Genomic DNA, 22866 nt, shown 5'->3' on the forward strand with positions numbered 1-22866 from the left:
CGGTGCGGGTGCGGGTGCGGGTGCGGGTGCGGGTGCGGGTGCGGGTGCGGGTGCGGGTGCGGGCCGGACAGGGTACGCCCGCCCGCCCGTTCGACACCGGCGACGGCGCGGCCGAGGTCGTCGACGTAGACGGCGAGGTGCTGCCGGCCAGGGTCACAGGGGAGTACCGCGTCCCGCTCCCGCGGTCCGTCGAACTCGAAGAGTTCCAGTCCCGGCCCGTGGGGCAGGGTGAGCATCCGGATCGCCCGCTGCCGGCTGCCGAGGGCACGTCCAGCCCATTGTTCCGGACCTGCGCCGCGGTTCGGCCCGTCCTCGCGGCGTAGCGTGTCATAGAGCACCTCGGTGCCCAGGGCGCGGACGAAGAAGACGGTTGCCGCGTCGAGGTCGGGACGGTGACCCCGACATGGTCGATGCCGCGGCAGACGGAGTCCTGTGCCACGCGCTCAGGAAGCGATGTCGGGCGAGCGCAGGCCGCGCAGGGGCTGCTCGAGCTCACGCTGGTAGAAGTCGATGAATCCGTCGGGATCGGGACCGGCGTTCTGCAGCACCAGCCGGTCGAACCCGGCGGCGACGTACCGCTGGACCGCCGCCACGTAGCGTTCCGGGTCGGGGCCGCAGGCGAACTTTTCCAGGATGTCCTCCTCGCGCACGGTGGCGGTGGCCGCGTCGAAGTTGACCGGGTTGGGGAGCTCGCTCATCACCTTCCACCCGGTCAGCGCCCACCGTGACGTCCGCAATGCCTCCTGCGCGGCAGTCCGCTCGTCCGGCGCCCAGGCCATGGGCACTTCCGCGTATCCGGGACCGGAGCCGCCGGCACCTCGGTAGTGCCCCACGATCGATGTCTTGTCCTCCGTGGCGAACAGGCCGTCGCCGAGTTCCGCGGCGATCCGCGCCGAGTGCGGGCCGCTCGCGGCGACGGCGATGAGCGGAAGCTCCTCGGGCAGGTCGAACACCCGGGCGTCCGCCAGCCGCAGGTGCTTGCCGTCGTACGAGCGGTAGCCGCCGCGCCACAGCAGACGGATGATCTCCAACGCCTCGCGGAGCAGCTCGTGCCGCTCGCGCACGGTGTCGGGGAAGCCGCGTCCCACGACGTGCTCGTTGAGCCGTTCGCCAGATCCCACGCCCAGGACGAAACGGCCGTCGGATACCAGGGCAAGGGTCGCAGCGGCCTGCGCGATGATCGCAGGGTGGTAGCGGACCGTCGGACACGTCACTCCGGTCACCAGCGCGACACGTTCCGTCCTGGCGGCGATCGCGCCCAGCACCGTCCAGGTGAAGGAAGAGTGCCCCTGGACGTCGAGCCACGGGTGGTAGTGATCGCTCATCTCGACGAAGTCGAAACCCGCCGCCTCCGCACGGACCGCCTGGCGGACCAGTTCTCGCGGGCCGAAGGCCTCTGAGGCCAGTTTGTAGCCGATCTCCATACGACGACCCTGACACCCGGCGTGAACGAAGCTGGGTGAACCCCACCGGGGCAGTCTCCACCTCCATCCGAATGGCGGCTCGGCCGACCTCAGGCCCACGGACAGCAGCACGACCCGCAGGCCCCGGCAGCCCAGACGCTGCCGGTAGGAGCCGACGTCGCCGGTGGGCACACGGAGCAACGCGGAGGCGTGCCGCATCGCGTTCACTGCCCGGTGTCAGCCGGCGTCGAAGTCGTGGGCCGGCACATCACGCCACTCCACCCATCGCGGCTGGTCCAGGACCGTCTCGGGGTCTGCGATACCTGCGCCTTCGAGGAACACGACCAGGTCGTGGTCGCTGTAGGCGGTCCCAAGGATCTCGTCGCGTCCTTGACGGTGCACCGTGACCTTCCGGCCGCCCGTACGGGAAGGACGGTGCACGACGATCGGCGCACTGTTCACCCTTCCAGCGTGCCCCCGCCCGGGCCGGGCGGCGAACCGGGCCAGCGGACCCGGACGGGGAGAAGACGTCGACCGTCCTACCCTCAACGGCCAGAGCGACGCCGTTGTCGGCCCACCCGCACCGCAATGGCCTGCACCGGCACGGCCGGCCGTGGGGAAGGCTCCGCTGTGACGACGTGGACCCTGGTCCAGTGGGACGGCTTCCGCGCCGGTCCGTCCCTCGCCGCCGGCCGGGTCGTGCTGCGCTCCGGGAACGGCACCCGCATGGACCCTGCGTTCCCGGAGGTCGTCGACGCGGCCGCGCCCGTGGGGCGTGCTCTTACATGTACAGGGCTCGGCTCAGGCGGACTCCGTACTCCGCGTCCGGGTTGGTGGTGCCGTCTCCGACCCTTTCCTGGATCGCGGCGACTGCCAGGTCGCGCCGTGCCGGCAGGCGCCCGGCCTGGGCCGCCGCCAGAGCGCCCGGCAGTTCCTCGCGGGTGAGGTCCGTGCAGTAGCAGGGTGCTCCGGGCTGCTGCCGCCACGAGTCCGCCAGCGTCCCGGCGTCGAACGCGTCGAGGCCGGTGTCCTCCACAAGCGTCATGGCCACCCGGCGGTCTCGGTCTGTGTCGGCGGCGACGGGGATGGCCATGCGGTCCGGGCTGCCGGCGGGCTTGTCCCTGGTGGCGAGCGAGTGCGATCCGATCGCGTTCCATGCCTTGGCGACCGGTCGGCCCAGTTGTTCGGTGACCCACAGGCTCTCGACCTGTCCGGCGTCGATGGCCTCGATCCGGTTGTCGCGTGCCGGGTAGTAGTTCGAGGTGTCGATGACGACCGTGTCGGCGGGGACGTCGGCGATCAGCGGTGCGATCCGCGCAATGCGGTTCAGGGGAATCGAAAGGATCACGGCGTCCACGTCCTGCACGGCTTCCGCCGCGGTGACCGCGCGTGCGCCCGTGGACAGTACGTCGGCGTCGATCGTCTGCGGGCCGCGTGAGTTGGCCACCTTCACGTCGTGTCCTGCCGCGCTCAGCCGTTGGGTCACGGTCTTGCCGATGTTACCGACGCCGAGAATGCCGATCTTCATGGTGGTTCTCCTTGGGTGAGTCGATTTGATCGGAAGCCGGCCGTGCCACGGTTCTGCCTTCTTCCGCAGCCCGCGCACTGAGGGCATGCGTGAGCGCGCCGAGCAGGTCCCCTTGGACGGGTTCCGGCCGGTTGGGCATCGGCAGGGGTTACGGGCGTCCGGCGGCCCGGGGACCAGGGCCCGGTGCCGCCGAGGGGCGCGGGCGCACGCGTCCCGGCCTATGTCTGCGGAGTTCTGCTTCCCTCGGGCGCTGTTCCGTCCACGGGTGTCTGCCAACCGGACCGCATAAGGGTGCTGAGCGATTCGGGCGAGGACTCGTCGGCCAGGGCGGCGCTGCGGGCCCAGGCCGCCGCAAGGGTGCTGAGGAACAGGTCGCGTGCCCGCACCCACGACTTGGCGTCGCCGTCGCGCTGCGCGGCGCCAAGAAACCTGTCGGTCGTCGTGATGAAGCCCTGGCAGGTGATGGCCAGTGGGGAGGTGTCCTGGGTCAGTGCGGCCCGCAGAGGCTCGGGCAGGCCGTCGAAGGCCGTCACCCACTCGCTCAGGGCGTCCAGCCACTGGGCGAGCGCGGCGCTGGAGTCGCTCTCTTCCCGCTGGATGGCATCGCGGCGGGCCTCCAGCTGCTCGTCGCGGGCCTGCAGCAGCGCGGCGAGCAGCGCTTCCCGGTTGGGGAAGTGCCGGTAGAGGGTGCCCGGGCCGACGCCGGCCCGCTTGGCGATGGCGTCCATGGAACCTGAGATGCCCTGTTCGGCGAAGAACTGCTCCGCGACCTCGAGGATGTGCACGCGGTTGCGCTGCTTGTCCGTCCGCATCCGACGCGTGCCGGTACCTGTCTCGTCCATGCGCTCACAACACCTCCCGTTGACCATACGGAGACTGTCTCCGTATCGTCGCCACAAAACGGAGGCTATCTCCTTATGGGGTGTCGATGCCACCGGCGACCGTCCCGGACGGCATTCGCGACGGAACGGGTCACCCCGTACGGCCGATCCCGCACAGACACCACGGCGCACCGCCCTCGAAAGGACTTTCCCGTGAAACTCGGCATCATCGGAACCGGAACGATCGGTACCACGCTGGCGCGCACGTTCAGCGCCGGCGGACACGACGTCGAGGTGGCGAACTCGCGTGGGCCCCAGACCGTCGGCGCTACCGCGCTGCAGTTCGGGGCGCGCGCGGTGACCGCGGAAGAGGCCGTCCAGGGCAAGGACGCCGTCGTCCTGTCCGTCCCCTTCGCCCGCGTCCCGGACGTGATCGGAGTCTTCGCCGCCGTGCCCGAGGCGACCTTGGTCATCGAACCCCAACTGCTTCCCCCAGCTGGGCGGGCCCGTCGACGCGGTGGACCAGGGACAGGTGGAAAGCCTGTGGGTCGCCGAGCGGCTGGGACGGCCCGTGGTGAAGGCGTGGAACGCGGCACTGGCAGGCACCCTGCGGACCAAGGGCCACCCGGCCGGAAGCCCGGGCCGCATCGCGCTCCCGGTCGCCGCCGACTCCGACGAGCAACGCCGCGTCGAGCGACGACCCTCCGGTGGGGTGAACACCTCACCGGCCGCGGTGAGCCGACCCGGCTGAACAGGGGTCCCGGGCATCGCGGCCACCGGCCGCAGCGCGGTGGCGATCTCGCCGGGGGGGGGGACGGCCTCTCGGCCGGGTTCTTGCGCAGCAGCCTGGCGAGGACCGGGCGCAGTACCCCGGCCGCCTCGGGCAGCACAGGCGGCTCGTTGACCAAGGCGTACACCACCGCGGCAGGCTCCGGCCTGGCGAACGGCCGGTGAGCAGCGCGCACAGAGTGCTGCCCACGGAGAACAGGTCGCTTGGTGGGCCCGCCCGCCGGCCCTCCATGCGTTCCGGGGAGAGGTACTCCACGGTGCCGATCACTCCGCCGGCAGTGGTGAGTGCCTCGGTGTCGGCCAGTTCCACAATCCCGAAGTCGCAGAGCACCACCCTGCCGTCGGCGCGCAGCAGGACGTTCGCCGGTTTCACGTCCCGGTGCAGAGCGCCGACGGAGTGCACCGCGTTGAGGGCATCCAGGAGCTCAAGGCCGATCTCGGCGACCCGCTTCACGGGCAGGGAACCGTGCGTGGCTGTGTGTTCCGCCAGCGACGGGCCCTCCACCAGCTCCATGATCAGCCACAGCCGGTCCTCGTAGTGCACCAGGTCGTGGATGTTGATGACGTCGGGATGGGAGACCGGGCGATGGCACGTGCCTCACGGTGCGCGCGACGCAACCGCTGAGCGAGGTTCCTCTCCACCGCCGTGCAGGTGCACCTCCTTCACCGCGACGGTGCGCTCCAGTAACCGGTCGGTGGCACGCCAGACCTTGCCCATGCCTCCACTGCCCAGACGTCCAGGCAGGGGGTACCGACCGGCGATCCCCTCCGTACGTTCGCCAGTCATTCACACAAACCTACCGGTCCCCTGATCACCAGGGCGGCGGCGATGCGGCATTCAACCAGTCAGGGCCCTGACGGACATGTCCTTCCAGGAAAGCGACCCTCCACGTCTTCCCGAAAGAACCGGCCGGACGGCTCCTCATCACCATCGTCGGCGACGCCGGACCAGAAGCCTCTGAGATCCGGGCGGACCGGCCAGTGACACGGGACTGGGGCACGCTTCCCAAGGCGGCGACGAAGCCCGCGCTCTCCGGGCTGCCGGGAGGCAACCCGGTGGGCCGTGCGGTCGTCCTCAACCACGGATCGACAGAGGGGGAACACGGTGGGTACACACACCGAGATCGTCACGCCACTGCCGAAGCTGCTGAGGGAGCACGCCCGGCGCATCGGGGACAAGGTCTGCTGCCAGGACCGGTTCACACGGGTGACCTACCGGGAGTTGGAGCGCAGAACCAGTCGGCTGGCCGGCCACCTGTGCTCACACGGCCTGGCTCGTGGCGAGCGGGTGGCGATCCTGCTGGGCAACCGTGTCGAGGCGGTCGAGAGCCTGCTCGCCGTCACCCGGGCGAGTGGTGTGGGCGTCCCCCTGGATCCGGATGGTTCGGAGCCCGAGCTGGCACGTCTGCTGGACGACAGCGGGGCGCGGGTGCTCATCACCGATGACGCGTGCCTGGCACGACGACGAGGACTGCTTTCCCGCCCCGGGCTGACCGTCGTGGCGGCCGGGGGTGGAGAGGAGGCGGATGGGGCGGTCGCCGGAAGCCGGGCCCCCTCGGTCCCCTCGGCCGCGGACGGAGTGCTGAGGTACGAGGAGTTGGCGGGCACGGAGCCGCGGACACCGGCCCGGGACGATCTGACGTTGGACGAGGTGGCCTGGCTGCTCTACACCTCCGGCTCCTCCGGTGCCCCCAAGGGGGTTCTGTCCACCCAGCGCAATCGTCTGGCGCCGGTCGCGGCGGGCCTCGTCGGCGTCCTGGGCCTGTCCGAGCGGGACCGTGTGCTGTGGCCGTTACCCCTGTACCACGCGTTGAGCCAGGTGGTGTGCGTCCTCGGAGTGATCGCCGTGGGGGCGAGCACGATGCTCCTGCCCCGCTTCTCGGTGGCGGGGGTGCTCGGCGAACTGCGCCGGGAGGGCGCGTCGTTCACCTTGCTCGGTGGAGTGCCGACGACGTACTCGGCGCTGCTCGACGCGGTCCGGGGCGAGGAAGGCGTCAAGGGTGCCGGCGGTCTGGGGGCGCCCGCGTTGCGCGGATGCCTCAGTGGTGGCGCCTCGGCGGGTTCCGGGTTCCGGGAGTCGTTCGAAGCGGTCTGCCGGGTCCCCTATCTGGAGCACTACGGCAGCACGGAGGCGGGCCCGGTCACCATGGCGGCACCGGGTGAGGCGACGGGACCCGGTGCATGTGGCCGGGTGCTTCCCGGCACCCGGGCCCGGGTCTGCGGTGGGGCCGACGGGCGTGACACGGGCGAGGGCGAGCTGTGGGTCGACGGGCCCGGCGTGATGGCGGGTTACCACGGCAGGCCGGAGGCGACCGCCGAGGTACTGAGCGACGGCTGGTTCCGTACGGGCGACCTGGCCAGGATCGACGCCCGCGGCGAACTCACGATCATCGGCCGGGTGAGCGATCTGATCGTCCGGGGCGGGGTGAACATCCATCCCTCGGAGGTTGAGGCGGTGCTGCGGCGGCTGCCGGGGGTGGCGGACGCCGCCGTGGCCGGACGTCCTCACTCCGTCTTCGGCGAGGTGCCGGTCGGCTATCTCGTGCCCGAGCCGGGTTGCGGCGCACCGGACCGGGGACGTGTCCTCGCCGTCTGCCGTGCGGAGCTGTCCGGTTTCAAGGTTCCCGTCGAGCTGTACGAGGTGGCGGACATTCCCCGTACCGGTTCCGGGAAGATCCGCCGACGGGACCTCGCCGGCCGGCCGGCGAGGGCGCTGGGCGCGAAGGCCTCCGGGAAGCCGGCCGAGGACCTGCTCGGCCTGGTGCGCGACGAGGTCGCGGCCGTGCTCGGCTGTACGGCCCAGGCGGTGGAGCCCGAAACGGCGCTGCGGGACCTGGGGATGGACTCCCTGACGGCGACGGTGCTGCGGGAGCGGCTGTCGGCGGTGACCGACCTACCGCTCTCCGAGGCCGTGGCCTTCGACTTCCCCACGGCCTCCGCGCTCGCCGCCCACCTCGGGGCGCGCGACGCCGCCGCGCCGGCCGGCCCCGGGGCCGCGCAGGGGGGCGGGGTCGGGCCGGACGAGGACCCGGTGGTGATCGTGGGGGTGGCATGCCGTTATCCGGGGGGTGTGACCTCTCCCGCGGACCTGTGGCGGCTGGTGGCCGACGGTAGGGACGCCATCGGCCCGTTCCCCACCGACCGCGGCTGGGACACCCGGGCGCTGTACGACCCGGAGCCGGGACGGCCCGGGAAGACGTATGTGCGCGAGGGCGGCTTCCTGACCGGCGTGGACCGCTTCGACCCCGCCTTCTTCGGCATCTCCCCCCGCGAGGCGCCGGCCATGGACCCGCAACACCGGCTGCTGCTCGAAGTGGCGTGGGAGGCCTTCGAGCACGCCGGACTTCTCCCCTCCGACCTGCGCGGCTCGGCGACCGGGGTGTACGTCGGACTGATGTACAGCGACTACGCCCGCCGTCTGACGCGGATTCCCGAGCACGTCGAGGGATACCTCGGCCTCGGCAACGCCGGAAGCGTGGCCTCGGGTCGTATCGCCTACACGTTCGGCCTCGAAGGGCCGGCCCTCACCGTGGACACCGCGTGCTCCTCGTCCCTGGTGGCCCTGCATCTGGCGGCTCAGGCGCTGCGCCGGGGTGAGTGCGCCTTCGCGTTGGCGGGCGGGGCCACGGTGATGTCGGGGCCCTCCTCGTTCGTCGAGTTCAGCCGGCAGCGGGCGCTGGCCCCGGACGGGCGCTGCAAGGCGTTCAGCGCGTCCGCCGACGGCACGGGGTGGGCCGAGGGCGCCGGGATGCTGCTGCTGAGCCGGCTGTCCGACGCCCGCCGCGCCGGACTTCCGGTGCTGGCAGTGGTCCGCGGCTCGGCGGTGAACCAGGACGGGGCGAGCAACGGGCTGACCGCACCGCACGGGCCGGCGCAGCAGCGGGTGATCCTGCAGGCGCTCGCCGACGCGGGGCTCGAGCCCGGGGACGTCGACGCCGTGGAGGCGCACGGCACCGGTACGCGGCTGGGAGACGTCATCGAGGCGGAAGCCTTCTTCGCGACGTACGGGCGTCGGGCGCGAGCGCGTCCGCTGCGGCTGGGCTCGGTGAAGTCGAACATCGGGCACGCCCAGGCCGCCGCGGGGGTGGCCGGCGTGATCAAGATGGTGCAGGCGATGGAACAAGGAGTACTGCCGCGTACGCTGCACGCCGACGATCCGACACCCCGGGTCGACTGGTCGACGGGGCGAATCGCGCTGCTGGACCGGGCGGTGGAGTGGCCCGCGACGGACCGGCCGCGCCGGGCGGGAGTGTCCTCCTTCGGCATCAGCGGCACCAACGCGCACGTGCTGCTCGAAGAGGCGCCTGGGGAAAGGACGACCACGCGGACGGCGGGGAGGCAGGACGGACGGGCCGCGGTGCTCCTGCCTCTGTCGGCCAGAAGCGCGCCGGGGCTGCGGGACCAGGCGCGCCGACTGCACGAGCACGTGGCCGCCACCCCTGACAGCGACCCGTTGGGCATCGGGTTCTCGCTCGCCACGACCCGCACGGCCTTCGAACACCGGGCGGTGGTGGTGGCCCGGGACCGCGCCGAGTTGCTCGACTCCCTGCGCGCCGTGGCCGAGGACGGCGTGCGGGCCGGGTCCGTGGACGGCGGTCCGCGCGACGTGCACACGGGCACCTCCCGCAGGCGTGGCCCGCTGGCCGTGCTGTTCACCGGCCAGGGCAGCCAGCGTGCGGGCATGGGCCGTGAACTGTACGCGTCACGGGATCTCCATCCGGCATTCGCCCGTTCGTTCGACGAGTGCTGTGCTCTGCTCGACCCGCTGCTGCCGGTTCTCCTGCGGGACGTCGTGTTCGCCGGGCCCGGTACGAAGACGGGCGCGCTGCTGCACACGACCCGGTACACGCAGCCGGCGCTCTTCGCCCTGGAGACGGCCCTGTTCCGGCAGTTCGAGGCCTGGGGCGTACGCCCCGACCTGGTGGCCGGGCACTCGGTCGGCGAGGTGACGGCGGCGCACGTCGCCGGGGTGCTGTCTCTCGAGGACGCCTGCACGCTGGTGGCGGCCCGCGGCCGGCTGATGGACGCGTTACCTGCGGGCGGCACGATGGCCGCCGTGGCCGCCGGCCCGGACGAGGTGGCCGCCCGGCTCGCCGCGACCGGGTGGGCAGCGGAGGTCGCCGCGGTCAACGGGCCCTCTTCGGTGGTCGTTGCCGGCGACGAGGACGCGGTGCGGATGGTCGTCGCGCACTTCCGGGAGCGCGGCCGTCCGGCGCGACCGCTGCGGGTCGGCCACGCCTTCCACTCCGCCCGGATGGAGCCCGTGCTCGCCGACTTCGCGGAGGTGGTCGAGCGGCTGTCCTTCGCTGCCCCCCGGTTGCCGCTGATCACCGCCGTGCCGGGCCGGGAGGCCACCGAGGAGGAGCTGCGTACACCCGGGTTCTGGGTGGACCACGTCCGCCGTCCGGTCCGCTTCAGCGAGTCGGTGGCGCACCTGGGCAGACGGAAGGCGGCCCACTACGTCGAACTGGGGCCGGACGGGGTGCTCACCGGCCTGGTACGGGACTGCCTCACCGCGCCCGGTGAGGCCGCGGCGCGGCAGGACGTGGACGCGGCGGCCGACGGCGGACGGGGTAGGGCACCGCAGGTCCTGCCGACACTGCGGGGCGGGCGGCCGGAGGCGGACGCGTTGCTCGGCACACTCGCCGCGCTGCACACGCACGGCGTGCCCGTCGACTGGCGGGCTGTCTTCGGCGGGCGCGGCGGCAGACGAGTCGCCCTGCCCACCTACGCCTTCCAACGCCGCCGGTACTGGCTGGACGCCGCCCCGGAGCGTCTGCCGGCGCTCTTGCCCGCAGGATCCGCCCACCCGTTCCTGCGGTCGGCGACCCGGACGGCCGACGACGACGGACTGCTGCTGACCGGGGTGCTCGCGGCACACGACCAGCCGTGGCTGGCCGACCACCTGGTGGCAGGGGAGGTAATGCTGCCGGCGACCGCCTTCGTGGAGATGGCCCTCCACGCCGGCGGGGCGGCGGGCGCCGCGGTCGTCGACGAACTCGTCCTGACCACGCCGCTGACGCTGCCCTCGACGGGCGCCGTCGAGTTACAGGTGAAGGTCGGGGGACCGGACGACGCGGGCCGGCGGACCGTGCTCTTCCACTCGCGGCCGCACACCCCGACGGATGACCGGCCCTGGCTCCGGCACGCCGTCGGCACACTCTCGCCGCTGCAGCGGTCCGCGGACCGGGAGGCCGCCGCGCCCGACGACGCTCCGCCCCGGCCCCAGGCGACCTGGCCGCCGCGGGAAGCGATGCCACTGCACGCCACGGACGACGCCCCGGGGGCGGGACCGTACGAGAGGCTGGCCGCCGCCGGGCTGTGTTACGGCCCCGCTTTCCAGGGCATGCGGGCCGCTTGGCGACACGACGAGGAGCTGTATGCCGAGGTCACGCTGCCCGACGCCGCACGGGCCCCGCACCCCGGGACGGACGAGCCGCGGTTTCTCCTGCACCCCGCGCTGCTCGACGCGGCGCTGCACGCCCTGGCCCTGGACGGCCTCGCCACGGGCCGGTCCGAACCGGACGGCCCGGCCGGACGGGTGGGCGCCGGGCTGTCGCTGCCGTTCGCCTTCGGCGGAGTGAGTGTGCGTATGCGCACCACCCGCGTGGAGCGGGTACGGGTTCGGACGACGCGCGAGGCCGACGGGCGGGCCGTGGTGGAGCTGACCGACGAGACGGGAGCGCCGGTGGCGACGGTGCGTGCGCTGACACTGCGGCCCCTGCCGAGAACCGGATCGCCGACGAGGGCCACGCTCGCCGGTGCCCTTCACCGGACGGACTGGGTGCCGCTCGCCGGACCGCCGGCGCCCGCGACGGCGCGGTGGGGGGTGCTGGGAACGGCGGGCAAGGAGATGGTGGACTCCTGGGCGTCGCCGGGTCGCGGTGTCCCGGTGTACACCGACCCGGCCGCGTGCGACGCGTCGGCCGAGGTGGTCGTGGCGCTGTGCCCTCCAGCCCCCGACACGGTCGGCGACGACGGGCGGGACCCGGCCGCCGCGCTGTTGTGGACGGCGGGCTGGGCGCTGGACCTCGTACAGCGGTGGCTCGCCGAACCGCACCTGTCCGGCTCTCGCCTCGTCCTCGTCACCTCCGGCGCCGTCGCACCCGCCGACGACGGTACTCGCGCGGACGGCACCGGTCGCCGGGGCACCGGGCAGCCCGGCGCGGCCGAGTCCGTGCCCTCGCACACGCCGGTGTGGGGGCTGGTCCGTTCGGCCCTGCGGGAGAACCCGGGCCGTTTCGCCCTGATCGACGTGGACGAGGACCCGATCTCCTGGCGTGCCGTGCCCTCCGTGGCGGCCACGTGTGTGCCGGAAGCGGCCGTGCACCGGGGGACGGTGTACGTGCCGAAGCTGGTGCCCCTGGTCGGCGTGGGGTCACAGCCCGGCGTCCGACGGCCACTCGGTCCGGCGGAGCCCGGAACCCGGCCGTCGCTCGACCCCGAGGGCACCGTCCTGGTCACCGGCGGCACCGGCTCCCTGGGACTGCTGGTGGCGCGGCATCTGGTCACGGCCCACGGTGTCCGGCAACTGTTGCTGGCCGGCCGGCGTGGTCCGGACGCGCCGGGGGTCCGGGAGCTCGTCGCGGAGCTGGGTGCGGCGGGCGCCCGGGTGACCGTGCGCGCCTGTGACGTGGCGGACCGGACCGCGCTCGCCGCTCTGCTCGACACGGTCCCGGCGGCCCACCCGCTGACCGGTGTGGTGCACGCCGCAGGAGTGCTGGACGACGGTGTCGTCGCGGGACTCACCACCGGCCGTCTGGAGCGGGTGCTGCGCCCCAAGGTGAACGCCGCTCTCGCGTTGCACGACCTGACTCGGGAGCAGGATCTGGCCCTGTTCGCGCTGTTCTCGTCGGTGGCGGGCACCTTCGGCTCCGCGGGCCAGGCCAACTACGCCGCGGCCAACTGTGTCCTGGACGCCCTGGCCCGGCACCGTCGGCGGCTCGGACTGGCCGGTACCTCGATCGTCTGGGGACCCTGGCGGCAGAGCGACGGCATGACGGCACACCTCGGCGACGCGGACCGCCGTCGGATGACCCGCGCGGGCTTCGCGCCGCTCGGGCCGCAGGAGGGGTTGGCCCTCTTCGACGCCGCCGTGGCCGGTGACGAGCCCGTGGTGGTGGCGGCCCGTCTCGACGAGGCCGCTCCTGGCGGCGCCACGGCGCCGAGCCCGCTGGGAACGCCCACTCCCGGCGAGGGTGGGCACCGGCTCGGCCCGGTGCTGGCCGCTGCTTCCCCCGGGGATCGGGCGGGGGTACTGCTCACGGAGGTCCGGACCCTGGCAGCCCGGGTGCTGGGCCATCCGGAGGGGGCGAGCGCGATCGACGAGGACGTCCTGCTGGCGGACCTGGGACTGGATTCCCTCGCCGCGGTCGATCTGCGCAACGAGCTCGCGGCGGCGACGGGGCTGGACCTGCCGGCCACGCTACTGTTCGACTTCCCCGAGCCACACTCGCTCGCCGCCGAGCTGACGCGCCGGTACGCCGTCGAGACACCTCGTCCCGGCTCCGAGGTCCACAGCGCTCGGACCGACGGCCCGGCGACCGACGACCCGGCACAGCTCGACGCCGCGGGTCCTTCAGGCTCCGCCGGCCGACCGGCGCACGCCGGCACGGGCGACGATCCGGGTACGGCCGCCCGGCCGGGTCCCGAGGCGCGGTCCGCGGACGGAGCGGGCCTCACGGGCCCCACGGGCCCCACGGGCCCGGCGGGCCCGGCGGGCCCGGCGGGCCCGGCGGACTCTCCGGACTCCCTGGGTGCGATCTTCCGTACCGCGTGCGCCCGGGGACGGGGCTGGGACGGCATGGCACTGCTCACCGTCGCCGCCCGCCTCCGCCCGACCTTCGGTCGTGACGTGCCGCTCGACGCGACGGTCGAACCGGTCGCCCTCGCCGCGGGCGGCGAGGGAACGCGGCTGGTCTGCTCCCCCGCGCTCAGCGCGCTCTCCGGGCCGCAGGAGTACGCACGCCTCGGTGCCGGACTCCGTGGCCTTCGGCCGGCTTCCGCGGTACGGCATCCGGGGTTCGGCCCCGGGGAGGCACTGCCCGCCACGCTGGACGCCCTCATCACCGCACAGGCCGCCGCCGTCCGCGCGGCCTCGGCCGACGAACCCCTGGTACTTCTGGGGCGTTCGGCCGGTGGCTGGGTGGCTCATGCCGTCGCCGAGCGGCTGGAGTCCGAGGGCTCCGCCCCGGTGGCCGTCGTCCTGCTGGACACGTATCCCCCCGGTCACGGCGACCGGGACGGGGCGCTGTCCGCGATGACCTCGGACATGCTGCTCCGGGCAGCGGAGTTCGCCTCGGCCGACCTCGACCGGCTCACTGCCATGGCCGGATACCTCAAGCTCTTCGAGGGCTGGAAACCCGCGTCGCTCACCTGCCCCACCCTGTACGTGCGGGCGCGGGACCCGCTGCCCGGCGCGGAGCCGGCACCGCGCTGGAGCCTGCCGCACGCCGAGGTCACCGTGCCCGGGGACCACTTCACCATGCTGGAGGAGCATGCCCGTACCACCGCCCTCGCCGTCCATCGCTGGCTGGGCGACCAGACCTGAGGTCGTCCGGCGGCGGCACGGGCACGGATCCGTCTCGCGGCCCGCTGCTTCGCCTTCGGCCGGTGGTGGGGACAACCGGCCCCATGGGCCTTCTCCATGCTGTCGCTCTGTCCGACGAACTGCTTCAGGACAGCGATACCGAAGGGGTTCTCGTACGCGGCAGGGCGCGAGCAGGGCGACGGCGACGGCGAGCCCCAGACGTCAGGGTCAGGCGTTCCCCGCCGTGGCGGGCTCGCCGAGCTCCCCCGCTGCCCCCTATCCGCCCTTCCGGCTGGGCACCATGAGGCGGAGCATCCAACTGGTCTCCCGCAACTCCTCGGGAACGGACTCCACCACCCCTGCGCGCCGGGACCAGCCCAGCCACTGGCGCCAGGTCAGCCTGAGCGAGAGTTCATCCCTCATTTCGGCGGCTTCCACAAGGTCGCAGAGGAGCAGCAGACGCGCGTCGAGACGACGCTGATCGATGTAGCAGGCGCGAATCTCGTCGATCAGTGCGGCGCGTGTGACAACGCAGGGGTAATAGCGGTCCCTCCCGAGCCTGGTGGGCCTGTGCAGCAGAAGGCCGCGCCTGGTCAGAGTCTCCCTGTGCAGAGCCAGTGCTTCGCGCCGACGCCGCCGAAGCCATTGACGCAGAAGGACAGGCTCGGGCTCGGAAGCGTGGACTTCCAACTCCGCCAGCAGGGCATCGGCCCACACGAGACCGGTACGCCCTGTTTCCAGCAGCTCGATGTCTCGTGGATACCGGTAGAACTCGACGCCGAACTTCTTCCTGGTCTTCCGGGGGCGCAGCAGCAACTTGCGGCGCAGGGCCAACTCACCGAGCTCGGCCGCCGCGCAGCCGAACGACGCCTGACCGGAGTCCTGCACCTTGCCGGACGCCAAGTACGAGAGCAGCACGAATTCCTCTGGCAGGGTCAAAGACAAGGGCGGAGAGGACATAGAAGAGATTGTGTTCACGGTCGATCGTCAAGTCCTGAGGTTTGACGTGCAGTTGGGCCAGAGTTCAACTGTGCGGACCGCATCGGAACGAGGGCCGCTCGCGCGCGGCCCTGAGTGTGTCGCGCCTATGGCCCAGCCGGTTGCGACTGAGGGCTCAACGAGTGCGTCACCCAGAGGAGCCCTCTACTACCCGTGGGACGAGTGGATTCATCGCGCGGGAGGCCAACTGCGCTTCTTGGGCGACGTGGTCGGCGAGACGGATCAGGGTGGCCTGCGGGTCGTGCGGGCTCGTGGCCGGGGACCTGGCCTCCGGCCCGGCACTTGGACCACACGGCCAGGCCCGGAGTCTGCGACTGCTCGTCCGAGCGGATGCCGGGGGATCTGCCGTCGCGTGCAACCCCCGGGCGACAACGGGAGTAGGAGTGGGTGGAGAGGCGCCCTCCGGTCCATTGACCCAACTCCCGTAGGAGCAACGTGTCCAGCAGCATCAAGACGCTCGCGGTCGCCGTCGGCGCGGCCGCCATCGTGGTCAGTACACCGATAGCCGGTGCCTGGGCGGCCGACGAGGTGTCCCGCGACGCGTTCGGCAAGGGGCCGCAGACGCAGTCGGCCGTGCAGGGGGAGCAGCGCCCGACTCGGCACGCGCAGGACGAGGAACAGCGGACCGCGGCCCGTATCGTCGGCTCCGGAATCATCGACGGCAAGGAGTGGTCGGTGACGCTGCAGTTCTATCCAGAGATTACGGAGGGCTTCCCCTCCGGCGACCTGGCCTCCGGCTTGGGTGGCTCCCGGCCCGGGGATCCCTCATTGCTCTGTCAGCGGGTGTTCATCGGCGCGGTCCAGGTCGATCACCAGGCGGGGCCGTGGGCGGGTTGCGCCGTCGTGGACGGTCGGGACGACTCCGTCGAAGGTGCCGGGCTGCACGGTCTGACCGACAAGGGCACGTCCGGGACACGGATCTTCGTCGGCAACCCCGCTTCGGGTACGGCTACGGCCCGGTTGACACTCGACGGCGGTACGGTCCGTACCGCTGAGGTGGTGACGCTGCCGGGGACCTCGTACCGTGCGTTCGCCCTGCCCATCGCCGACGGGGAGACCATCGCGTCCGTCGACACCTTCGACGGACAGGGCAACCGGCTGACCCACGAGACGTACTGGGACTGACCCGCCGGTCCCCGGTCCCCGGGTGCCGCCCGCATCCGGGGACCGGACCGTACCTCCTGCCCGCCCACACACCCGCAGGGACAGACTCTTCGTGCACATCGGACCGGCTCTTGATGCCGAAGGTGACTTCACGGCGTTCGCCTCTGCCTATTGGAGCCGCCTGGTCAGGACCGCCTACATGCTGACCGGTGATTTCCATGAGGCGGAAGATCTGGTGCAAACAACGCTGATCAAGGTGCACGCGCGGTGGGACCGGGTACGGCGGGAGGACGCCGACGCCTATGTGCGGCGCGCGCTGGTGAACAACAACCGCAGCCGTCACCGCCGCAGACGGGTCGTCCACCTGCTGACCCCTCTGCTTCCGGACCGTCCGCTGCGGTCCGGCGAGGCCGAGCGTCTGGAGCAGCGCGACGCGCTGATGGAGGCTCTGGCCGAACTGCCCGAACGGCAACGTGCAGTGGTCGTCCTCCGCTACTGGGAGGACCTCGGGGCGGAAGAGGTGGCACGGACGCTCGGCTGCACGCCTGGCACGGTCAAGAGCCAGGCCTCCCGTGCTCTCGCCAAGCTGCGGGCACACCCCGCGCTGGCACAGCACGACCGCGCGGATCTCGGAGGTGCCGCATGACCGCCCCCCGCACACCCGGCGGGAAACCAGATGCCTCGAGTACCCCGGGCGCCTGCGAGCCGGACCGGCTCGGTTCCCTGCATGGCGCCGATTCCGCACCGGATGTGCGGCATGCGCTGGCCCGGGCGGCCGGGCGGAAGGTCCCCGGGCCAGCTCCTGTGCAGGCCATCCTGGAGGGAGCCCGTGCCCGGAGATCGCGCCGCACCACCGGGACCGCGGCGGCCGGGGTGCTGGTGGCCGCGGCTACGGTGACTGTCGTCCTGCCGCTGCTGACCGGCCCGCCGCAGGACGACGGCCCACGCCCCGCGGCCTCGTCCCCTTCCATCTCACCGATTCCCGACGCGTTGGAAACCGGAGAGCGCAGCCGGGTGGTCCGCTCGGGCAGCACCGACGGCAAGGAGTGGTCGGTGACGCTGACGTTCTATCCGGACGTGCCGGACGACTTTCCCTCCACTGACGTCGGCGACAAGGCCGACCGCGACACCGAAGGGGGCTCCGGCTTCGGCGGCGGTTCCCGGCCGGCGGACCTCTCGCTGCTCTGCCAGCGAGTCTTCATCGGCGGAGTCCAGGTCGACCATCAGGCGGGCCGTTGGGCGGGCTGCTCCGTCGTGGACGGCGAAGCCGACTCCGTCCAGGCCGCCGGGCTGCGCAGTCTGTCCGAAAAGGGGGCGTCCGGGACTCGGATCTTCGTCGGCAACCCTGCCTCGGGAACGGCCACGGCCCGGCTCACCCTGGACGGCGGTACGGTCCGTACCGCCGAGGTGGTGACGCTGCCCGGCACTTCCTACCGTGCGTTCGCCCTGCCCATCGCCGACGGGGAGACCATCGCGTCCGTCGACACCTTCGACGGACAGGGCAACCGACTGACCCACGAGACGTACTGGGACTGAAGCCGTTGCTCGGGATCATGGCGCTCCGCTGCCGCTCGAACACCGGTCGCGGGGCGGGGAGTCGATCTGGGAGACCGGCAGCTACGACCTGAAGGCGTACAAGGCGGTTCGGCTGGGGATGGAGGCCCGGATTTCAGTCTCGGTCTCCACTATGGCGGCGGTCGATCGCGGTGCTCGACAAGTGGGTGCAGCGGTCGCTCCTGCCATTCCGGGCTGACGCCCACCGAGTCCGACATCCGGACCCGGGCTGGATGAACCTGCGGTCCATGGCACTGGGCGGACGCCGCCACCGGCCCGGGCGGGTCGACGCGTCCGCCAGTCGCCCGACGAGGGGCCCGCCCTCGCCCGACGAGAAGGCGATGGAGGCCAGGGCTGCCGTCCGGCCGGGTGCTGACGCCGGGCACAGCCGAGCAGCCCGGCGTCCGGCTGTGCCCGCTGTGCGGCGCTGCCGCCGAACCGGATCCCGTCCTCGAGTGCTTCGACCGCGGTGTCGCGGACGGCTGACAGACCCGGGCTCACACGCCTGTACGGCGGTGTGGTTGCACACGCGAGTGCACAGCGGACGCTGCCGGATCCCGTCCTGACGGCCCCCTCCCGTCCCCGTCCCCCCTCCCCCGGCTACCGGCTCCCGGCTCCGAGAAGAGCCGGGAGCCGACAGAATGAGCGTGTCGGGGCGCCTCGCCTCAGGCGTCGTCGTCCCCGTCCGGTTGCTCGTTCTCGAAGTTCGGCGCCGGAGTTGCGGGCAGCGCCGTCATCCGCGGCAGCAGTTGCGCGGCGAGCAACGTCGAGAGCGCCGAGGTGTCGCCGCTTCCGCCGTCGGTGCGTACGACCACCGGCTGCGGTGCCTTCGACGCCAGCTCCGCGCCCACTTCGAGGCGGCGGCGGGCCAGCTCGTACTGAAGCACCGCGCGGTTGTCACGGTAGGCCTTGGCGAGGGCGCGCTGGGCGCGGGCCTCGTTCTCGGCGGAGATCAGGCCACTGCGACCGCGGGTCTCGATCTCGAAACGGACCCGCTGGGCGTTGGTCTCCTGCTCCTCCAACAGCTGGGCGACCTGTTCGCGGGCATTGTTGAGCGCGGCCTTCACCTCGACGATGCGCGCGTCGCGCACCTTCTTGGCCCGCTCGATGTCCATGCCGAGGCTGTCGATACGGCGCTTGCGGGTCAGCCCCCACTCCTGCTCGTACGCCGTACGCTCCTTGGCGACCCGCTCTCTGGTCGCCAGGTGCTGCTGATACTGCGTCGGCAGCTGGACGTCCGGGATGTTGGACCCGGTGATGCGCACTCCGTAGCGCTCCAGCTGCCGGTTGAGCAGCTCCTGCATGTCGGCCACGTCGGAACCGCGCAGGTCGTACGCCCGCTCGGTGCGCATCTTGCGGGCGCGCTGGCGGATGGCGTCTTGGACAGCACTGGACAGGACCAGGTCGAAGTTGCCCGCGCCGATCGTGCGAACGAACCGGACCGCGTCCGTGATGCGGAACTTCAGGAAGAACTCGATCGACCGCAGCGGGACGTTCTCCTGTGTCGGGCAGGCCATCACCGGGGCGGAGTACGGGATCTCGGTGGCCGTGTCGACCACGAAGTCCACCCTCGACCAGGGGTGCCAGAGGTAGTGGCGGCCGGCGTCCAGGGTGCGGGTGACGGCGCCGTAGCGGGTCAGGACGCCGTTGGTGCCCTGCTCGATCTCGACGATCGAGGAGCGCCACCACCACAGCGCGCCGATGATCAGGAACAGGCATCCGGCCGCGAAGGCGAACCCGGCGAGTGTGCCGTAGGCGAGGTCGGCCGCGCCCTCGGAGTCTCCCTCGCGCAGCGACAGCATCACGCCCATGAGCAGTGCGAAAAGGCCGAGCCACAGGGGCAGCATCCACCACAGCCTGCGCCGGTGGCGGGGGATGATGACCGGGATCAGCGTGCCGGCCTCACCGCCGCGCAGCAGCTGGGCGACGTCGCTCCAGGGCGCGACCGCCTCGGAGATCACCGACCTGCGGTTCACACGTGCGGTACTCACTGGCCGGCCTCCTCGGAGAAGTCGGGAACCTCGGACGCCTTGGCCTGCTCGGCGGTCTCCTGGCCGGTCGAAGAGCCCGACGGCACCCCGCCCTCCGCCGACGGCACGGTGGGCCGCTCGGCCTGGAGCAGCACCACGATCTCGTCCTCGCGTCCGGCGATACGTTCTCCGATCGCGGCGAGCTGCCTGCGCATGGCGGCCATGTCCGCCTCGCTGAACAGTTCCTCGCCGCGCTCGCCGACCATCTCCCGGGCCAGCTGCAGGAAGTCGACCCCGGCGGCGCCGTTGCCGTCCGCCGAACCGCCGATGCGGACGAGGCGCGGCAGATGGTCGGCGACCTGCTCAAGGGTGTCGAGGATCTGCTGCTGGTAGCGGTACTCGAGGATCTCGGGAGCCTCGGCCGCGGTGACCGCGCGGATGTCGAGTGCCTGTGCCTCCAGCAGGGCCGCGTTGGCCTTCGCCTCGGACTCGGCCTGCACGTAGCGCTGGCGGGCAAGGGCCTGGGCGCGATTGGTCTCACGCTCCACGGCGGTGTCCATCTGGGCCTGGTACTGGGCGATGTCGGCATGGATCGCGGAGAGCGTCTCGTGGCTGGTCGCCAGTTCCTTGCTCAGGTCGCCCTCGTCCTGCTCCTTGCGCAACATCAGCGCGTACTCGTGGGTGTACGCCTCCTTCGCCATTCGCACCATCTCCGGGGCGGCCAGGTCCATGCGGTAGTTGCGGTCGGACGGCTCCGCGTGCGTGATGTTGGCGTTGGTCAGCTCGACCGCGGGCCGGAACTGCTGGTTCAGCTGTTCAAGGAGCCGACTGGTGTCCTCGCCGACCATGTCGTAGATCCCGGCGGCCTCCTGCTCGTAGATGAGGCTGCGGATCGTCTCGCTCACCGCGTTGCTCAGCTTCTCCTCGAAGCCGCGTACCGCACCCAGTGTGTAGACGAACTCGGTCGCGTCGCTGATCCGGAACTGGATGAACAGGTCGATCGAGGCCTTCACGCCGCCCTTGGTCGGCGCCTCGCGCACCGGCGCGTTGAACGGGTACTCACGGGTGGTGTTGAGGATGTACGAGACCCGCTTCCACGGGCTGATCAGGATCACCCGGCCCGGGCCGACGACCTTCTCCAGTTTCCCGAAGCGCGTGATCAGCGCCTGGCAGCCGTCCGGGACCATCACCATGCCCTGCCGCCACCACACGAAGGCAACCGCGGCCAGGGAGATGACCCAGTAGTGCAACCCGAAGAGCGGGTTGGTCAGCGGGGAGTCGTCCACCGTCGACACGACCGTGGTGCCCACCGCGCCCAGGACGAGCAGCGACAGCACCGGGAGCATGCTCAGGAAGGAGCGGCCCTTCGGGAGCACCATCGGGCAGATCGCGTGGACCTGCTCGCCGCCCTCACGCTGCTGCTCGCTCTGGTTGAGCGCCTCGCCGGCCTCGTCGAGGGAGACGGTCTTCTGCACCATGACCGTGGCGATGGAGCCGCCCTGTTCCCTCGCGGCCGGAAAGTCGGCGGGGTCCATGCCCTCCTCCTCCGGCGCGTACGACTCCTCGTCGGCGTACCGCTCCTGGCCAGTCCGTCCCCGGCTCTGCGGCCGGCCGACCGACGTCCCCGTGCGCCGCCGGACTTCCTCCTCGGCCGCCTCCCGGGGACCCGCACCGGAGGCCACCGCTGAGGCCACCCTCCGTAGGCTCTGCGCCTTCGCTCGCGCCATCCTTCCCCCTTTTCCTTACTTGTCGTGCTCGTGTTACTGGCTGGGTGTCCTGTACACCATGTGCGCTCTCTTGATCGTGCTCCTGGTTCCAGTCATCCCACACCACAGGCGGCGGGAACAGGACGGCCCCGCCCATCGTGACCATACTGATGAGTGTCGTGAACCGCTGCCGGGGCGCCTGTCGGCCGGACAACAGGCTCGGCTCCTCGGCCAGTGACGGCGGGAAACCCGGCCGTTGCGTCCGCGACGCGGAACGCCACGGGGTGCGCGGGAGGAGTCGGCCTCTGGGCTTGACCGGTGATCACGGATCGGTGTGGACGTCCTTCACGGTGCCGGCTCGTCCGGCCAAGAGCCTGGCAGCCCGGCCTGCCGTCCGCCCGACACCCGGCGCCTCCCCCACCCACTGCGTGATCGGTTCCGTACCGGTCCCGGCGTCGTCGTGGCCGCCGAAGGCCCGCCCTGGGTGCCGTCCTACCGCCTCGATCGCTGATCGCGGCCCTCGCGGGTGGCAGCCGGCCGAGCGCATGGCGCCGAGGGCTCTTCGCGGGCTTCATCGTGGTGCTTCGGCAGTGGTCAGGAATCCACGGATGTACCCGGCCACGGTGTCCAGGTGGCTTTCGAGCAGGAAGTGTCCGCCTCCGGGAACCAGGTGGATCTCCGCGTCCGGCAGGTCCCGTATGAAGGCGCGCGCTCCGTCCGGGCCGAAAATCTCGTCACCCGCGCCCCAGACGGCGAGGAGAGGGACCTGGCGTTCCCGGAAGTAGGCGTGCACCCGGGGGTAGAGGGGGCGGTTGGTGGCGTAGTCGCGGAACAGGTCGAGCTGCACGAGGTCGTTTCCCGGCCGGTTGACCTCTCGGTGGTCAGCGGCCCAGGTGTCGGGATCGACGAGCTCGGGTCGGGCCACACCGTGCAGGTACTGCCAGCGGATGGCGTCGAGCGACAGGGCGGCGCGGACCGCAGGCTCGGTCCGGGGGCCCGGGTCCTCGCCGTACGCCCATACGGGCTTCCAGAAGTCCGGTACGAAGCCGTCCTCGTAGGCATTGCCGTTCTGTGTGATCACCGCGGTGACCGCCTCCGGGTCGCGCAGGGCCAGCCGCCAGCCGATGGGTGCGCCGTAGTCCTGGACGTACAGGGCGTAGCGAGTGACGCCGAGCTGGGCCAGAAGGGATTCGGTGATGTCGGTCAGGGAGTCGAAGGTGTAGGTGAACGAGTCCGCGGGCGGGGTGTCGGAGTTGCCGAAGCCGAGGTGGTCGGGGGCGATGACGTGGAATCGGTCGGCCAGTGCCGGAATGAGGTGGCGGAACATGCGTGAGCTGGAGGGGAACCCGTGCAGGAGGACGAGCGTGGGCGCCTGGCTGGGTCCTGCCTCGCGGTAGAAGACGCGATGTCCGCGCACTGTCGCGTACTGGTGCCGGATCTCCACCATGATTAACCCCTTCAAG

Annotated in this window: 14 protein-coding genes and 2 pseudogenes; 6 read left to right on the forward strand and 10 right to left on the reverse strand. The window is 71.9% G+C overall.

All coding sequences use genetic code 11. The annotated features are described in order from the left end of the window. The 5 genes from ABEA26_RS15590 to ABEA26_RS15610 all read right to left on the reverse strand — a co-directional run. Positions 1-338: VOC family protein (locus ABEA26_RS15590; protein WP_345592885.1), on the reverse strand; the 338-nt coding region annotated here is incomplete at its 3' end. Between the two features lie 105 nt (positions 339-443). Further along, on the reverse strand, positions 444-1424 hold the full coding sequence (locus tag ABEA26_RS15595) for a TIGR03557 family F420-dependent LLM class oxidoreductase (protein ID WP_345592855.1): 981 nt from the start codon (positions 1422-1424) through the stop codon (positions 444-446). A 216-nt stretch (positions 1425-1640) separates the two neighbouring features. After that, positions 1641-1865: a hypothetical protein gene (locus tag ABEA26_RS15600; RefSeq protein ID WP_345592856.1), complete on the reverse strand. Its 225-nt coding sequence runs from the start codon at positions 1863-1865 to the stop codon at positions 1641-1643. A gap of 319 nt (positions 1866-2184) precedes the next feature. Next, positions 2185-3018 carry an NADPH-dependent F420 reductase gene (locus tag ABEA26_RS15605; RefSeq protein WP_345592858.1) on the reverse strand — a complete coding sequence of 278 codons (834 nt, stop codon included), beginning with the start codon at positions 3016-3018 and terminating at the stop codon, positions 2185-2187. 131 nt (positions 3019-3149) lie between these two features. After that, positions 3150-3773, reverse strand: coding sequence for a TetR/AcrR family transcriptional regulator (locus ABEA26_RS15610; protein ID WP_345592860.1), 624 nt, complete (start codon positions 3771-3773; stop codon positions 3150-3152). A gap of 75 nt (positions 3774-3848) precedes the next feature. On the opposite strand from ABEA26_RS15610, the pseudogene ABEA26_RS15615 reads away from it, so the two are divergent. Both ABEA26_RS15615 and ABEA26_RS15620 read left to right on the forward strand, forming a co-directional pair. Then, a pseudogene (locus ABEA26_RS15615) lies at positions 3849-4166 on the forward strand (NAD(P)-binding domain-containing protein); the annotation flags it as partial. Between the two features lie 103 nt (positions 4167-4269). After that, on the forward strand, positions 4270-4503 hold the full coding sequence (locus ABEA26_RS15620) for an NAD(P)-binding domain-containing protein (protein WP_345592888.1): 234 nt from the start codon (positions 4270-4272) through the stop codon (positions 4501-4503). On the opposite strand, the pseudogene ABEA26_RS36350 reads toward ABEA26_RS15620, so the two are convergent. Then, positions 4474-5118: pseudogene (locus tag ABEA26_RS36350) on the reverse strand (serine/threonine-protein kinase); the annotation flags it as partial. The gene ABEA26_RS15620 and the pseudogene ABEA26_RS36350 overlap by 30 nt on opposite strands. Before the next feature lie 528 nt (positions 5119-5646). Between ABEA26_RS36350 and ABEA26_RS15625 the strand changes: the two are divergent. Beyond that, positions 5647-14091 carry a type I polyketide synthase gene (locus ABEA26_RS15625; RefSeq protein ID WP_345592862.1) on the forward strand — a complete coding sequence of 2815 codons (8445 nt, stop codon included), beginning with the start codon at positions 5647-5649 and terminating at the stop codon, positions 14089-14091. Between the two features lie 255 nt (positions 14092-14346). On the opposite strand, the gene ABEA26_RS15630 is transcribed toward ABEA26_RS15625, so the two are convergent. After that, the gene (locus ABEA26_RS15630; RefSeq protein ID WP_345592864.1) at positions 14347-15030 is read right to left on the reverse strand and encodes a GPP34 family phosphoprotein; all 684 of its coding nucleotides are present in this window, start codon (positions 15028-15030) and stop codon (positions 14347-14349) included. Between the two features lie 474 nt (positions 15031-15504). Here ABEA26_RS15630 and ABEA26_RS15635 point away from each other — a divergent pair, with 474 nt between their 5' ends. The 3 genes from ABEA26_RS15635 (at position 15505) to ABEA26_RS15645 (ending at position 17709) form a co-directional block, all read left to right on the forward strand. Further along, positions 15505-16194 carry a hypothetical protein gene (locus ABEA26_RS15635; RefSeq protein ID WP_345592866.1) on the forward strand — a complete coding sequence of 230 codons (690 nt, stop codon included), beginning with the start codon at positions 15505-15507 and terminating at the stop codon, positions 16192-16194. A gap of 91 nt (positions 16195-16285) precedes the next feature. Further along, complete coding sequence (locus ABEA26_RS15640) at positions 16286-16819, forward strand: SigE family RNA polymerase sigma factor (protein WP_345592868.1); 534 nt, start codon at positions 16286-16288, stop codon at positions 16817-16819. Positions 16820-17067: 248 nt separating this feature from the next. Continuing rightward, positions 17068-17709, forward strand: coding sequence for a hypothetical protein (locus tag ABEA26_RS15645; protein WP_345592869.1), 642 nt, complete (start codon positions 17068-17070; stop codon positions 17707-17709). A gap of 683 nt (positions 17710-18392) precedes the next feature. Here ABEA26_RS15645 and ABEA26_RS15650 read toward each other — a convergent pair. From ABEA26_RS15650 to ABEA26_RS15660, 3 genes are all read right to left on the reverse strand, one after another. Further along, positions 18393-19718 carry an SPFH domain-containing protein gene (locus ABEA26_RS15650; RefSeq protein ID WP_345592870.1) on the reverse strand — a complete coding sequence of 442 codons (1326 nt, stop codon included), beginning with the start codon at positions 19716-19718 and terminating at the stop codon, positions 18393-18395. Further along, on the reverse strand, positions 19715-21424 hold the full coding sequence (locus ABEA26_RS15655) for an SPFH domain-containing protein (protein WP_345592871.1): 1710 nt from the start codon (positions 21422-21424) through the stop codon (positions 19715-19717). Before ABEA26_RS15655 ends, ABEA26_RS15650 begins: the two co-directional genes overlap by 4 nt. Before the next feature lie 550 nt (positions 21425-21974). Further along, a complete protein-coding gene (locus ABEA26_RS15660) occupies positions 21975-22850 on the reverse strand; it encodes an alpha/beta fold hydrolase (RefSeq protein ID WP_345592872.1) in 876 nt (291 codons plus the stop codon). Positions 22851-22866 lie beyond the last annotated feature (16 nt).

The sequence above is a fragment of the Streptomyces marokkonensis genome, from assembly GCF_039539045.1.
Taxonomy (GTDB): Bacteria; Actinomycetota; Actinomycetes; order Streptomycetales; family Streptomycetaceae; genus Streptomyces; species Streptomyces marokkonensis.

Coding starts and splice junctions, on each gene's coding strand:
- ABEA26_RS15595 (WP_345592855.1), bottom strand. CDS start 1,424: ATGGAGATCGGCTACAAACTGGCCTCAGAGGCCTTCGGCCCGCGAGAA.
- ABEA26_RS15605 (WP_345592858.1), bottom strand. CDS start 3,018: ATGCCCTCAGTGCGCGGGCTGCGGAAGAAGGCAGAACCGTGGCACGGC.
- ABEA26_RS15610 (WP_345592860.1), bottom strand. CDS start 3,773: ATGGACGAGACAGGTACCGGCACGCGTCGGATGCGGACGGACAAGCAG.
- ABEA26_RS15630 (WP_345592864.1), bottom strand. CDS start 15,030: ATGTCCTCTCCGCCCTTGTCTTTGACCCTGCCAGAGGAATTCGTGCTG.
- ABEA26_RS15655 (WP_345592871.1), bottom strand. CDS start 21,424: ATGGCGCGAGCGAAGGCGCAGAGCCTACGGAGGGTGGCCTCAGCGGTG.
- ABEA26_RS15660 (WP_345592872.1), bottom strand. CDS start 22,850: ATGGTGGAGATCCGGCACCAGTACGCGACAGTGCGCGGACATCGCGTC.